Consider the following 12185-nt stretch of genomic DNA (forward strand, 5'->3'; position numbering starts at 1 on the left):
TTCCGGGCAGGAATGGGCAATATTTTTGCCACTCGTAAAAATCAAAAACTTCTTGCTCGTATAGACGTGCCCTGGCGCCGTGGGCATACTTGGCTACTTCTTAACTGAGGGGGCAATAATGAAACTCGCACGCAAAGCAATGGTAGCCGCCTGTCTGGTGGCCGCCACCGGTCCTGTTTTTGCGAACGCTTACAGCACCGCCACTTTCGGCAATCTCACCGTGACATTGATCGATTTGAATGCCGACGACGGCGTTGCCGCCAGCATCAAGTTCCTTCCCGATACAACCAAGTTTCACGACGGCGCCTCGATCAGGGGCGAGGTCGAGACCTGGCGTTCGCTCGATAGTTTTGTCGATCTGCACGATGAAAAGCTGAATAAATCAGCCGCTTGGGGTAGCGCTAACATCGCTGGCGGCGCCCAAACCGAGGCGGCCTCGATGTGGGCCAGCGTCACCGCGTCGGCGGATGGTGCCGGTTTTGCAGCGATGAACTTGTCGGGCAGCGCACTGTCCACGCCGGGACACCTCAGCTATTTCAACGGCTCGGCCAACGTGCCGGGCGTCGATTTGCGGCAATTCACGCTATCGGCAAATACCCAGGTGGTGTTTTCGGTGGATGCCGCCATGAGCGTCAGCACCGATCCCGGCACCAACGCCGGCGAGCTGCGCGCGGAACAGGCGTTGGCGAGGCTGGGGCTTCAGGTGCGCGGTTTGGATGTCGACGGAAACGTGCTGCTGGACCAGCACGAACACCTGCTGAGCGTCGGCTATCCCGGCGATGTGATCCCGAGTGGTGGCGACGATAGCTGGAGCGGCCTGATCTCGTCCAGTTTCAGCAACCTGAGCAGTGAGACCACCGACGGCGCGTTCTGGGCGTACGGCAGTATCGAGGGCATCTCGCTGATTACGGCGGTGCCGGAGCCGGAGACCTACGGCATGCTGCTCGGCGGCCTGGGACTGATCGGTGCCGCCGCGCGCCGCCGCGCCGGCACGTAAAACAAGCTTGCTCAATCAAGGAGAATTTATGAAGCGTCTTGCACTGCATACCCTGGCAGCTGTCTGCCTGTCGGCCGCGATCGGCCCGGCGTTCGCGACAGCCACCAGCAGCGCCACCATGGGCAACCTCGTCATCACGTTGACCGACCTGAACCCCACCGATGACATTACGCCATGGCTGTCGTTCACGCCCAACAGCATCTCCGGCCTGCACAACGAAGCCAAGGGCTGGGGCGATGTCTACGAATCCTACACCCGCGACGACTACGCCACCGTTCCCCATCAGGATGGCCTGTTGTCGAAGCAAATCGATACCGCATGGTCGACCACGAGCGCCAGCGTGACCACGGCCGCCAACGCGGCCGGATTCACCGCGATGACGACGCACGGCGCTGCGCAAAGCGGCGTGGATGGGTATGGCAGTTATTTCAGCCAGGCGTATAACGGAAACGGTATCAGCTCGTTCACCTTGTCGCCCATGACCCGGGTTACTTTTAGCGTCGTCGCCAGTGTAAAGGCCAACACCAGCATGGGCTACAACCTGGACGCCGACATGGCCGAATACGGCTATGCCCGCGTCCTGCTGAACGCCGGTGGGGCCGTCAACGGCATCTGGCAGAACGACGCGCAGGAGTACGCGGCACTGGCCGAGTATTACGTCAACGACGACAACACCGTGTCGGGCGTTAGCGACAGCTGGTCGGGCTTGCTGTCCTCCTCGTTCATCAATTACGGTTCGACCGTCGCCGATGCCTGGCTGCAGGGAGTGGCTCTGAGCCAAGGCCAGTCGTCGGTCTGGGACGGCGTGTCGCCGGTGCCTGAACCGGAAACCTACGGCATGATGCTGGCCGGACTTGCCCTGATCGCCGCAGTGCGTCGCAAGGCCGGGAAGTAAATCCCGGGGTCGTCTCCTGGGCGACCCCGCTTCATGAACACTGTTTAGCTTGTCAACTCGATCGCGACATCGATATTCCCGCGTGTCGCCTTCGAGTAGGGGCAGGTCTGATGCGCCTTCTCGATCACGGCCAGGGCGCCGTCACGCGGCACGCCGGGCATATTGATATTCAACCGCGCCCGCAGAAAGTAGCCGCCCTCCCCGTGGCACAAATCGATCTCGGTATCCACCGACAGCTCCGCGGGAAGTACCACCTTCAGCTGGCCCGCCGCCAGCCCCATCGCGCCGATAAAGCAGGCCGACCAACCCGCCGCCAGCAATTGCTCGGGATTGGTGCCCGCGCCCGGCGAGCCTGGCGAAGACAGTTTGATATCCAGGCGTCCATCCGTGCTGCGCGCGGCGCCGTCACGGCCGCCCGTGGTGTGGATGCTGCCGGTGTAGAGGGTTTTTTCAGCGTGGTTCATGATCGTTTCCTTTATGTGTGAGTAAAAATGTGTATGCGGCTCAGTTCAACTTCGCCACATCGAGAATGGCCCGCGCAAAAGCCTGCGGCGCTTCCTGCGGCAGGTTGTGGCCGATGCCGCCGGTCAGCAACCTGTGTTCGTACTTGCCCGTGAATTTCTTCGCGTAGTTCTTTGGATCGGGGTGCGGGGCGCCATTGGCGTCGCCTTCCATCGTGATGGTCGGCACACCGATGTCGGGGAAGCGCGCCAGTTGCCGTTCCAGATCGTCATACCGCGCTTCGCTCGGCGCCAATCCCAGCCGCCAGCGGTAGTTGCTGATCGAGATGGCGACATGGTCCGGATTGTCGAGCGAGGCGGCGGAGCGGGCGAACGTGGCGTCGTCGAATTTCCATTGCGGCGAGGCCAGCTCCCAAATCAGGCGCGCGAACGCGTGGGTGTTGGCGCGGTAGCCCAGTTCCCCGCGCTCGGTGGCGAAGTAATATTGATACCACCATTGCAGCTCGGCCTTTGGCGACAACGGAGCGCGGTTCACCTCCTGGCTGCCGATCAGGTAACCGCTGACCGCCACCAGCGCGGTGAAGCGTTGCGGCCACAGTGCGGCCAACGTGCCGGCGATTCTGGCGCCCCAATCGAAACCGGCGACAATGGCGCGGTCGATCTTCAGCGCGTCCATGAAGGCGACGGCATCGACGGTGAAAGTCGCCTGCTGTCCGTTGCGCGGCGTCTCTGGCGACAGGAACCGCGTGCTGCCATAGCCACGCAGGTGCGGGATGATGACGCGATATCCCGCCGCGACCAGGATCGGCGCGACGTCGACGAAGGCATGGATATCGTAGGGCCAGCCGTGCAGCAGCAGTACCGGCATGCCGTCCGAAGGCCCCATGTCGACATACCCGACGTCGAGCAGGCCGGCGTTGATTTGCCGGATCGCGGGGAAGGCGTTCGCCGGCGCTACCGTGGCGGCAAACGCGCCGCCCGCATAGCCGATCTGGCTCGCGGCCAGTCCCAGCGCGGCCGTGTTCAGAAAGCCGCGACGTTTCATATTGGTTGGTTCGGTCATGATGACTCCTGTCGATGGGATGAAAAAGGATTACCGGGACGCGACCGCCGGTTCGGCCAGCAGCGTGCGGATCTTCGCCTCGGTCGCCGCGTAGGCGCCTTCGCCGAAGTGCTGGTACACCACCTTGCCCTGCTTGTCGATCAGGTAGACCGCTGGCCAATACTGGTTGTTGTAGGCGCCCCAGGTGGCGTACTGGTTGTCCTGCGCGACCGGATACGTGATGCCGAAGCGCTTGATGGCGGTCTTCACGTTGTCCGTCGAACGCTCGAACGGATATTCAGGGGTATGCACGCCCGCCACCACCAGTCCCTGGTCCTTGTACTTCTCGTGCCAGCTCTTCACATAGGGCAGCGTGCGTATGCAGTTGATGCAGGTGTAGGTCCAGAAGTCGACCAGCACCACCTTGCCGCGCAACTGGCCGACGGTCAGCGGCTCGCTATTGAGCCATTTCTGGATGCCGGTGAATTCCGGTGCCGTCATCGGCGTGGGCGTGGGCGCGGCGGAGGCGGTCAAGGTCGCGGTCATGGTCACGGTAGACAAAGCGATAGCGGCCAGCGTTTTATTCAATATCGATTTCATGTTCAATATCCTTTCAGGGTGGGGAAAAAGTCGGCAAGGGCCGCGTAGATCACAACGTCGTATTGCAGGTAGATGGCAAGGCCGGTCAGCAGGATCAACACACCGAATATCTGAATCAGGCGATGGGAGTGGCGCGCCAGCACCCGGACCCGTGTCGCCATGAACTGGCCGCCGTAGGCGATGACCAGCATCGGTATGCCGGCGCCCAGGGCGTACATCAGCAGCAGCGTGGCCGACCAGCCGATGTCCTGCGCCTTGGCGACCAGCACCAGGATCGATGCCAGCACCGGACCCGCGCAGGGCGTCCACACGGCGCCGAGGGACATACCGAGAACAAAGCCGCCGGCGTTGCCGCTGCTGCCATTCGCCGACGGACCGGCGCGATTCAGGAAGCCGCCCATGCGGGCCATCAGCCATTCGTAGGGCTGGCGCCACAGCATCAGCAACCCGGTCAACATCAGCATGGCGATGCCGGCCAGGCGCAGCGTCTCCTGGGCGACGACGACATGCTGCGAGGCGCTGGCCAGCAGCATGCCCAGCGCGGCGAAGGTGAGCACGAAACCGGCCACGATGAACAGCGGTCGGCTGCCGTTTGTACGGCGGTCGGCCTGCGGCAAAGTGCTCCCCAAAACGATGGGCAGGATCGGCAGCACGCAGGGAGAGGCGATGGTCAGGATGCCGGCCAGCGTCGCCAGCGGCAGTTCGATAAGATTGTTCATGGCTTGTCCTCCTGTTTTGGAAGACTCCATTTAACCGGTGCGGTGTGTATCGCCTGTGTCCAAAACAGCGGCTTTTGCAATCTTGTGTGTACAAGGTCGATCCGGATACACTGGGATACAAAGCGGGCAATGGCGCCCTCTTTCACGGGTTAAGATGCGTCCATGGAAAACACAGACCACATCCTCATCGTCGACGACGACCGCGAAATCCGCGAGCTGCTGGCCGCTTATCTCGAAAAGAACGGCATGCGCGCCACCACTGCGGCGAACGGCCGCCAGATGCGCGCGCTGCTGGAACAACAGAACTTCGACCTGCTGGTGCTGGACCTGATGCTGCCGGGCGAGGACGGCCTCACCTTGTGCCGCGAACTACGCGCCAGCAAATGGCGCACGCTGCCTATACTGATGCTGACCGCGCGCGGCGAAGAGACCGACCGCATCGTCGGCCTGGAAATGGGCGCCGACGATTACCTGACCAAACCCTTCGCCGTGCGCGAGCTATTCGCCCGCATCCGCTCCGTGCTGCGCCGCGCGCGCATGCTGCCGCCCAATATGCAGATCGACGAGCCGGGGCAGTTCATCACCTTTGGCGACTGGAAGCTGGACACCGTCGGCCGCCATTTGCTGGATAGCGCCGGCACCGTGGTGTCGCTGAGCGGCGCCGAATACCGGCTGCTGCGCGTGTTCCTCGACCATCCGCGCCGGGTGCTGACGCGCGACCAGCTGCTCAACCTCACGCAAGGGCGCGACGCGGACAGCTTCGACCGCTCGATCGACCTGCTGGTAAGCCGTCTGCGTCAGCGATTGCTGGACGACGCGCGCGAGCCGCGCTACATCAAGACCCTGCGCAGCGAAGGCTATGTATTCTCTTCCGAGGTCGATCTCGGAGGCACGGCATGACCTGGCTCCATTGGCCTCGCACGCTGTTCACGCGCCTGACGCTGATCCTGTTTATCGGCCTGGCGGTGGCGCACGCGATGTCGTACTGGCTGATCATCAGCGAACGGCGCGAAGCGACCACTGGCTTGATGCTCGGCTATCTGGAGCAGGACGTTGCCAGCTCGGTGGCCTTGCTCGATCACCTGCCCGCCAACGAGCGGGCCGCTTGGCTGCCAAAGCTGGAACGCCGTAGTTATCGATTCTCATTGGGGCCGGGCGACGCAGGCCACGCGCCGGACAGCGAGCTGTCAAAGCGCGTCGCGGCATCCTTCGTCCACTCCATCGGCAAGCAGTATCCTGTCAGCGCCAGCGCCGTGCCGGGCCACCCGAACCGCGTGCAGGCGCACGTTACGCTGAGCGACGGCGCCACGCTGGTCATCGACATGCGGCCATCGGGGCTGCCGATTCCGGCCTGGCTGCCAGCGGTGTTGTTGTTGCAGCTCGCTTTACTGGGCGTGGTTACATGGTACGGCGTGCGGCTGGCAACCCGCCCGCTGGCGCAACTCGCCGACGCCGCCGACCGCCTGGGTCCCGATCTCACAGCCGCGCCGGTCGCCGAGGATGGACCGCTTGAAGTGGCGCGGGCCGCGCGCGCCTTCAACGCCATGCAGGACCGCATCGGCGCCCATCTGAACGAGCGCACGCAAATCCTGGCCGCGATTTCGCACGACCTGCAAACGCCGATCACGCGCATGCGCATGCGCGCCGACATGATGGACGACGACGTCCAACGCGTGAAAATGAACCGCGACCTGGTCGAGATGGAGATGTTGGTGCGCGACGGCGTCGCCTACGCGCGCACGCTGCACGGCACGTCGGAGGCAGCGTGCAGCGTCGATCTGGATTCGCTGCTGGGAAGCCTGGCTGGAGATTATCTGGACGGCGGCCATCCGGTAAAACTGGACGGCAAGGCCGGCGCGCCGCTGACCACCCGTCCGCACGCGCTGCGCCGGGTGTTGGGCAATTTGATCGACAACGCGCTCAAATACGCGGGATCGGCCGACCTGCAAGTCGACCGCACCGGTGGCCAGGTGACGATCCGCATACGCGATCACGGCCCCGGAATTCCTGACAACGAATTGGAGAACGTCATGCAGCCGTTCTACCGGCTCGAAGCCTCGCGCAACCGCGACACCGGCGGCACCGGCCTGGGCCTGGCGATAGCGCGGCAGCTGGCGCAAGCCATCGGCGCCACGCTAACGCTGCGCAACCATCCCGACGGCGGCCTCGAGTGCAGCCTGACACTATCAGAAACCCCCACCTGACAATTCGCGATTCGGGGGTCAAGTCTGTCATTCGGACACGACCTCTTCCCTCGATTCGGGGGTCAAGTCTGTCATTCGGACACGACCTCTTCCCTAAAGGGCCAATAAGCACGAGCTCGTGTCCGAATGACAGACTTGACCCCGGGGTTTAATGACAGACTTGACCCCGGGGTTTGGCTTGCATAACGGGCGCGCCGGGCCGTGCGCCGGGGCTTACTCGGCCAGCTTGACCATCTCGCGGTACAGATCGGCCTTGCCCTCGAAGCCGATGCCCGGCAGCTCGGGCAGCATGATGTGGCCGTTCTCCACCTTGACGCCGTCCGGGAAACCGCCATAGGGCTGGAACAGGTCCGGGTACGATTCGTTGCCGCCCAGGCCCAGGCCGGCGGCGATGTTGAGCGACATCTGGTGGCCGCCGTGCGGGATGCAGCGCTTGGCCGACCAGCCGTGCTCGCGCAACATGTCGAGCGTACGCAGGTATTCGACCAGGCCGTAGCTCAGCGCGCAGTCGAACTGCAGCCAGTCGCGGTCGGACCGCATGCCGCCGTAGCGGATCAGATTGCGCGCGTCCTGCATCGAGAACAGGTCTTCGCCGGTCGCCATCGGATTCTTGTAGTAGTTGCGCAAGGTCGCCTGCAGTTCGAAGTCGAGCGGGTCGCCCGGCTCCTCGTACCAGAACAGGTCGTACTGCGACAGCGCCTTGGCGTACTGGATCGCGGTGTCCAGGTCGAAGCGGCCGTTGGCGTCGACCGCCAGCTTCTGGCCGTCCTGCAGCACGCTCAGCACCGAGTCGATGCGGCGCAGGTCCTCGTCCAGCGAGGCGCCGCCGATCTTCTTCTTGACCACCGTGTAGCCGCGGTCGATGTAGCTGCGCATTTCGTCCTTGAGCTTGTTGTGATCCTGGCCCGGGTAGTAGTAACCGCCGGCTGCGTAGACGAAGATATTGCGGTCGGCCTTGCCGTCACCGTAGCGGTCGGCCAGCAACTGGAACAGCGGCTTGCCGTCGATCTTGGCCACCGCGTCCCACACGGCCATGTCGATGGTGCCGATCGCCACCGAACGCTCGCCGTGCCCGCCCGGCTTTTCGTTGGTGAACATGGCATTCCAGATCTTGTGCGGGTCGAGATTGTTGCCGCTGTCGTCGACCAGGCTTTGCGGATCGGCTTCGAGGATGCGCGGAATGAAACGCTCGCGCATCAGCTTGCCCTGGCCGTAGCGGCCGTTCGAGTTGAAGCCGTAGCCGATCACCGGCTTGCCGTCGCGGATGACATCGGTCACCACCGCCACCAGGCTCAGCGTCATCTTGCTGAAGTCGATGTAGGCATTGCGGATCGGGGAGCTGATCGGGACGGTTTTTTCGCGGATTTCAACAATTTTCATGGTAAGTCTCCTGGGGTGAGGCACTGTTCTGAGCCGATGACCCAAGCTTACTCTTGAATTTAACTGCTAATATTCACTTAAATTTAAACCTTTATTCACTTTAAATGAAAATTGAAACGGCACCCGACCTGGCGTTTTTCGTGCTGCTGGCAAAGCTGGGCAGCATGTCGGCCACCGCGCGCGAGCTGGGCGTCACACCGCCGGCCATCACCAAACGCTTGAGCCTGATGGAGCAAAAGCTCGGCGTCAGGCTGGTCAATCGCACCACGCGGCGCATCAGCCTGACCAACGAGGGGGAGACGTATCTGGCGCAGTCGACGCAAATCCTGCACCAGATACGCGAGATGGAGGAATCGGTTTCCAGCGGCCGCGCCGCGCCCAAGGGACTGCTGCGCGTGAACGCGACGCCCGGCTTCGGCCGCACGCGCATCGCACCGATCGTTTCGCGCTTCGCGCATGCCTATCCGGACGTGGAAGTCGAACTGCACCTGACCGACCGTCCTATCAGCCTGGTGGAGGAGGCCTACGATCTGGCGATCCGCTTCGGCGAGCTGCCGGACACGCGCCTGACCGCGCGCAAGCTGATGTCGAACAAACGGTTTTTGTGCGCGTCGCCGGCGTATCTGAAAAAAGCCGGCGAGCCGCAAAATCCGGCGGAACTGCACCAGCACCGCTGCATCCTGCACCGCCAAAACGACGACGTGTACGGCACGTGGCGGCTACAAAAAGGCAAAGCGGTGGAGCTGGTGAAGGTGCGCGGCGCGGTATCGAGCAATGACGGCGACATCGTCATGAACTGGGCGCTGGACGGCCACGGCATCGTGCAGCGCTCCGAGTGGGATGTCGCGAAATACCTGGAGAGCGGCCGCCTGAAGGAGATCATGAAGGACTACAGGCTGCCGGACGCGGACCTTTACCTGTACTACCTTAGCCGCAGCAACCTGCCGGCCAAGGTGCGGGCATTCATCGACTTTATCGCGGAAGAATTCCGCTGAGCGGGAGGCGCCAGCGCGACATCAAAACGCGTAACGAATACCTGTGGCCACGCCCGACTGGTTCAGCCCCTGCCCTACCGTACCGCCGACATCGAGCGGGATGGCGGCACGGCCGGCGTTGTTCATCCGACCAAGCAGGCAGTAGACCGCCGTGCGTTTCGACAGGGAATAGGTAAAGCGCAGCGAGGCCAGGGTCGAGTCGCTGTCGCTACCCTTGATCTCCAGCCGCGATAATTGGGCATCCAGCGTCAAGCTCGGTGTCAGCGGATAGGTGCCGCCCAAATAGTACAAGTTCGATTCGAGGTCGTTGACGCGCGTGGCTGCCACCCGCTTGCGCGCGATGATGCCGCTGCCAAGGCGCAGCTTCCCCACCATCGCATAGCCGTTCAAGGTGATGCGGCGGTCGTTGCTGTCGCTGGTGGTCAGTCCCGCCGCCGCACCGGCGTTGCCGTACATGATGTCGTAGCTGACGGTGGCGCCCAGGCGATCATTGTCGTAGCCCAGCATGGCCGTCGCCTGACGGCAGGCTTTCGCGTCGCCGGCCACCTCGCCGGGGCAATTGGTGGCAGGCGGCCCGCCGGCGGCCGAGCCGTCGCGCCCGAAACTGTAGGTGGCGCCGAGCGTGAAATCGCCGAAATTACCGAGATAGCCGATCGCATTGTCGGTGCGGGCGTTGGGGATGTATGGATCGATGCTCCCCAGGCTGAACAGGCTGGGGCCCAGCACATCCGACTTGGCTAGCGCGACGGACGTCATGTTCACTTGCCGGCCGAGTGTCAACGTGCCGTAAGGGCCGCGCAGGCCGACGGAGGCCTGGCGGCCGAACAGCCGGTCGCCCTGCCCCATCAAGCCATTGTCGACGTGGAGTCCGGCCTCCAGCGTGAACACCGCCTGCAACCCGCTGCCGAGCTCTTCAACGCCACGGAAGCCGACCCGCGACGGCATGCTGCCGGTCAGCGTGGGCACCTTGGCGACCGAGTCACCGGCCGCGTTGACGTTGGTGGTGTAGACCACGCCGCTATCGAGCAATCCGTAAAGGCTCACACTGCTTTGCGCCATCGCGGTAGGGGCCGCCAGGCTGCCGAGGCAGGCGATGGCGCAGGCGTATGTCTTGTTGTTCATTACATCGTATCCAATAGCGTTCGTATGGGTGACCTCCCTTGCAATCCCTCACGGCGAATTGCGAAATTATTGTACAGGACAACCAACAAACCGGACAGATAATATGAACCTAGGATAACTGTAATTTCATTAAAGACAATTTTATTAGCAAAGCGTCAGTCCGGCGCTGGCGGATAGTCCGTTTGCAAGCGGTAACAGACAAGAGATTTCCTTTTGGCTTCGACTATATGACGATCATCATATTAATCGTTAAAAAAAAGCCGTCGCTTATCTGGCTGCTGATTGAATGAATTCACTTACCATGACGATCATCACATACTACTTTTTATCCATGCGCACGCGCGGCTGCTGGCGACCGGACGGCGCCGGGCGGTCGGTCGGCATGTTGCGCCGGCACATCGGGCACACGCAACACACCGTCAGAGAAGCGATCCTGCAGCAACAAGCGACGCTGCAATCAACCCGCAACGGGGAGGGCAATCAATCAGCGCGCCCTTAGTACCAGTCTGCGGGAAGCAAGGTGCCGGAGGTGACGTCCATATGTTTATACAGTGGCACGCCTGTCCACTCCGTAATGTTGAAGACGCTATTTGAATCCGCCAGCTTTTTGACTTCGACATTGGGGATGGTCAAAGGTGTTTTGGGCTTGCATACACTTGGCGGGACAGAGGGACGAACAAAATACACGGCACTTTCGGTGGTTGTCGTGGGGTTGGTGACCCGTTTGGCGGTCACCGGATTCCCGCTGCCATTTCCTTGCACCAGCAATGCGGTCTCGACGCCGATGCCTATACCGCGCGCCGTCATATTGCCGCTGGAGGATGCGCCAAGCACGCCGCCAACGCATCCGAAGGTGCCGCCAGGCTTTGTCGTCGGTGCCACTATTCTCGAAATAAAGGCAATGAAGCGCCCCATGCGATCGCGACTGTCGAAATGCGAATCGAAGATCATATTTGCCAATGCTGGTGGTGCGATAAAGCCGCCTTGCAGACTTAAGGGATTGGGGTCGAAGGTGATATCCTTATAGTAAGGATCGAGCATCGACAACTCCGAAGTGGCCGACTTATATAGCGCCGAATAGTCGAACTGTCCCAGTACGGATAAGCCGGCGCTGGTACCACCGACAGGGACGTTTTTCTTCATCAATGCGTTCAAAGTCTGTTCGAGCGCCGTGCCTTTCCAAAAACGGATGTAATGACTTTGGTCGCCACCCGCGATAAACACGACATTGGCCTTTGACAGGATGGCATTGACGACCTGACTATTCGCCGCTTTCACACTTGGAATGACCAGCGTCTCCACGGATGTCAGTCCCAGGGAGGCGCCGCCCACCCACGCGTCGGCGATGGTGGCGGCGGTCGACAACGACTCGTCGCTATAAAATACGTAAGGGTTATAAGCCTCGGTTCCGGTTGCCCGGATTATCACAAATCGCCCTCCCGTGCCTGGTCTGATGCCGGCCCGTTGGATCAACCATCGAAAGGCGGTATCGACATCGGGGCCGCCACCCATCAGGACGAATGACGGCGTCGGAAGGGCCGACGGTGCTGTCACTACAGCATTAACATTACCCGTTGCGAAATACGAATAGAGTGGGATGGGTTGCGCAGGCTCAAACGTGGCTTCCGCATACACAGGACCTGCAAAAAAAACCGATGCCATCGCGAGCATTATCCCAACGCGACGTGAAAAGAGTCGGGTGAACTGCTGGAAAAAACGTGTCAACATTGTCGCACTCCGGTAACGATCGTTTAGGAATCGGCCATTCTT

The 12185-nt window shown here is 61.9% G+C and carries 13 protein-coding genes; 6 read left to right on the forward strand and 7 right to left on the reverse strand.

Annotation, left to right across the window (positions count from 1 at the left end; genetic code table 11):
• Window positions 1-118: 118 nt before the first annotated feature.
• Together ACZ0BA_RS16870 and ACZ0BA_RS16875 are read left to right on the forward strand one after the other, a co-directional pair.
• On the forward strand, window positions 119-997 hold the full coding sequence (locus ACZ0BA_RS16870; RefSeq protein WP_463452367.1) for a PEP-CTERM sorting domain-containing protein: 879 nt from the start codon (window positions 119-121) through the stop codon (window positions 995-997).
• Window positions 998-1025: 28 nt separating this feature from the next.
• Window positions 1026-1892, forward strand: a complete 867-nt coding sequence (locus ACZ0BA_RS16875) for a PEP-CTERM sorting domain-containing protein (protein ID WP_463452368.1) — start codon at window positions 1026-1028, stop codon at window positions 1890-1892.
• 44 nt (window positions 1893-1936) lie between these two features.
• Here ACZ0BA_RS16875 and ACZ0BA_RS16880 read toward each other — a convergent pair whose 3' ends face one another.
• From ACZ0BA_RS16880 to ACZ0BA_RS16895, 4 genes are read right to left on the reverse strand one after another with little or no spacing between them, the layout of a single operon-like run.
• Window positions 1937-2356, reverse strand: a complete 420-nt coding sequence (locus tag ACZ0BA_RS16880) for an organic hydroperoxide resistance protein (protein ID WP_463452369.1) — start codon at window positions 2354-2356, stop codon at window positions 1937-1939.
• Window positions 2357-2396: 40 nt separating this feature from the next.
• Entirely contained in the window at window positions 2397-3416 is a 1020-nt protein-coding gene (locus ACZ0BA_RS16885) for an alpha/beta fold hydrolase (RefSeq protein ID WP_463452370.1), read from the reverse strand.
• A 30-nt stretch (window positions 3417-3446) separates the two neighbouring features.
• Entirely contained in the window at window positions 3447-3995 is a 549-nt protein-coding gene (locus tag ACZ0BA_RS16890) for a thioredoxin family protein (protein ID WP_463452371.1), read from the reverse strand.
• A 2-nt stretch (window positions 3996-3997) separates the two neighbouring features.
• The gene (locus tag ACZ0BA_RS16895) at window positions 3998-4714 is read right to left on the reverse strand and encodes a cytochrome c biogenesis CcdA family protein (RefSeq protein WP_463452372.1); all 717 of its coding nucleotides are present in this window, start codon (window positions 4712-4714) and stop codon (window positions 3998-4000) included.
• Between the two features lie 162 nt (window positions 4715-4876).
• Here ACZ0BA_RS16895 and ACZ0BA_RS16900 point away from each other — a divergent pair, with 162 nt between their 5' ends.
• Complete coding sequence (locus ACZ0BA_RS16900; RefSeq protein ID WP_463452373.1) at window positions 4877-5614, forward strand: response regulator; 738 nt, start codon at window positions 4877-4879, stop codon at window positions 5612-5614.
• The gene (locus ACZ0BA_RS16905; RefSeq protein ID WP_463452374.1) at window positions 5611-6918 is read left to right on the forward strand and encodes an ATP-binding protein; all 1308 of its coding nucleotides are present in this window, start codon (window positions 5611-5613) and stop codon (window positions 6916-6918) included. Before ACZ0BA_RS16900 ends, ACZ0BA_RS16905 begins: the two co-directional genes overlap by 4 nt.
• Window positions 6919-7131: 213 nt before the next feature.
• On the opposite strand, the gene ACZ0BA_RS16910 is transcribed toward ACZ0BA_RS16905, so the two are convergent.
• The gene (locus tag ACZ0BA_RS16910; RefSeq protein ID WP_463452375.1) at window positions 7132-8298 is read right to left on the reverse strand and encodes a mandelate racemase/muconate lactonizing enzyme family protein; all 1167 of its coding nucleotides are present in this window, start codon (window positions 8296-8298) and stop codon (window positions 7132-7134) included.
• 104 nt (window positions 8299-8402) lie between these two features.
• On the opposite strand from ACZ0BA_RS16910, the gene ACZ0BA_RS16915 reads away from it, so the two are divergent.
• Entirely contained in the window at window positions 8403-9293 is an 891-nt protein-coding gene (locus ACZ0BA_RS16915; RefSeq protein ID WP_463452376.1) for a LysR family transcriptional regulator, read from the forward strand.
• A gap of 21 nt (window positions 9294-9314) precedes the next feature.
• On the opposite strand, the gene ACZ0BA_RS16920 is transcribed toward ACZ0BA_RS16915, so the two are convergent.
• Window positions 9315-10415, reverse strand: coding sequence for a porin (locus ACZ0BA_RS16920; protein ID WP_463452377.1), 1101 nt, complete (start codon window positions 10413-10415; stop codon window positions 9315-9317).
• A 301-nt stretch (window positions 10416-10716) separates the two neighbouring features.
• Here ACZ0BA_RS16920 and ACZ0BA_RS16925 point away from each other — a divergent pair, with 301 nt between their 5' ends.
• On the forward strand, window positions 10717-10914 hold the full coding sequence (locus ACZ0BA_RS16925; protein ID WP_463452378.1) for a hypothetical protein: 198 nt from the start codon (window positions 10717-10719) through the stop codon (window positions 10912-10914).
• On the opposite strand, the gene ACZ0BA_RS16930 is transcribed toward ACZ0BA_RS16925, so the two are convergent.
• Complete coding sequence (locus ACZ0BA_RS16930; RefSeq protein WP_463452379.1) at window positions 10911-12143, reverse strand: cyanophycinase; 1233 nt, start codon at window positions 12141-12143, stop codon at window positions 10911-10913. The genes ACZ0BA_RS16925 and ACZ0BA_RS16930 overlap by 4 nt on opposite strands.
• Between the last annotated feature and the right edge of the window lie 42 nt (window positions 12144-12185).

The organism is Duganella sp. AC917 (assembly GCF_979258245.1).

Excerpts from the sequence above, each read along its gene's own strand:
- ACZ0BA_RS16870 (WP_463452367.1), top strand. The coding sequence starts at position 119 with ATGAAACTCGCACGCAAAGCAATGGTAGCCGCCTGTCTGGTGGCCGCC.
- ACZ0BA_RS16875 (WP_463452368.1), top strand. The coding sequence starts at position 1,026 with ATGAAGCGTCTTGCACTGCATACCCTGGCAGCTGTCTGCCTGTCGGCC.
- ACZ0BA_RS16880 (WP_463452369.1), bottom strand. The coding sequence starts at position 2,356 with ATGAACCACGCTGAAAAAACCCTCTACACCGGCAGCATCCACACCACG.
- ACZ0BA_RS16885 (WP_463452370.1), bottom strand. The coding sequence starts at position 3,416 with ATGACCGAACCAACCAATATGAAACGTCGCGGCTTTCTGAACACGGCC.
- ACZ0BA_RS16890 (WP_463452371.1), bottom strand. The coding sequence starts at position 3,995 with ATGAAATCGATATTGAATAAAACGCTGGCCGCTATCGCTTTGTCTACC.
- ACZ0BA_RS16895 (WP_463452372.1), bottom strand. The coding sequence starts at position 4,714 with ATGAACAATCTTATCGAACTGCCGCTGGCGACGCTGGCCGGCATCCTG.
- ACZ0BA_RS16900 (WP_463452373.1), top strand. The coding sequence starts at position 4,877 with ATGGAAAACACAGACCACATCCTCATCGTCGACGACGACCGCGAAATC.
- ACZ0BA_RS16905 (WP_463452374.1), top strand. The coding sequence starts at position 5,611 with ATGACCTGGCTCCATTGGCCTCGCACGCTGTTCACGCGCCTGACGCTG.
- ACZ0BA_RS16910 (WP_463452375.1), bottom strand. The coding sequence starts at position 8,298 with ATGAAAATTGTTGAAATCCGCGAAAAAACCGTCCCGATCAGCTCCCCG.
- ACZ0BA_RS16915 (WP_463452376.1), top strand. The coding sequence starts at position 8,403 with ATGAAAATTGAAACGGCACCCGACCTGGCGTTTTTCGTGCTGCTGGCA.
- ACZ0BA_RS16920 (WP_463452377.1), bottom strand. The coding sequence starts at position 10,415 with ATGAACAACAAGACATACGCCTGCGCCATCGCCTGCCTCGGCAGCCTG.
- ACZ0BA_RS16925 (WP_463452378.1), top strand. The coding sequence starts at position 10,717 with ATGACGATCATCACATACTACTTTTTATCCATGCGCACGCGCGGCTGC.
- ACZ0BA_RS16930 (WP_463452379.1), bottom strand. The coding sequence starts at position 12,143 with ATGTTGACACGTTTTTTCCAGCAGTTCACCCGACTCTTTTCACGTCGC.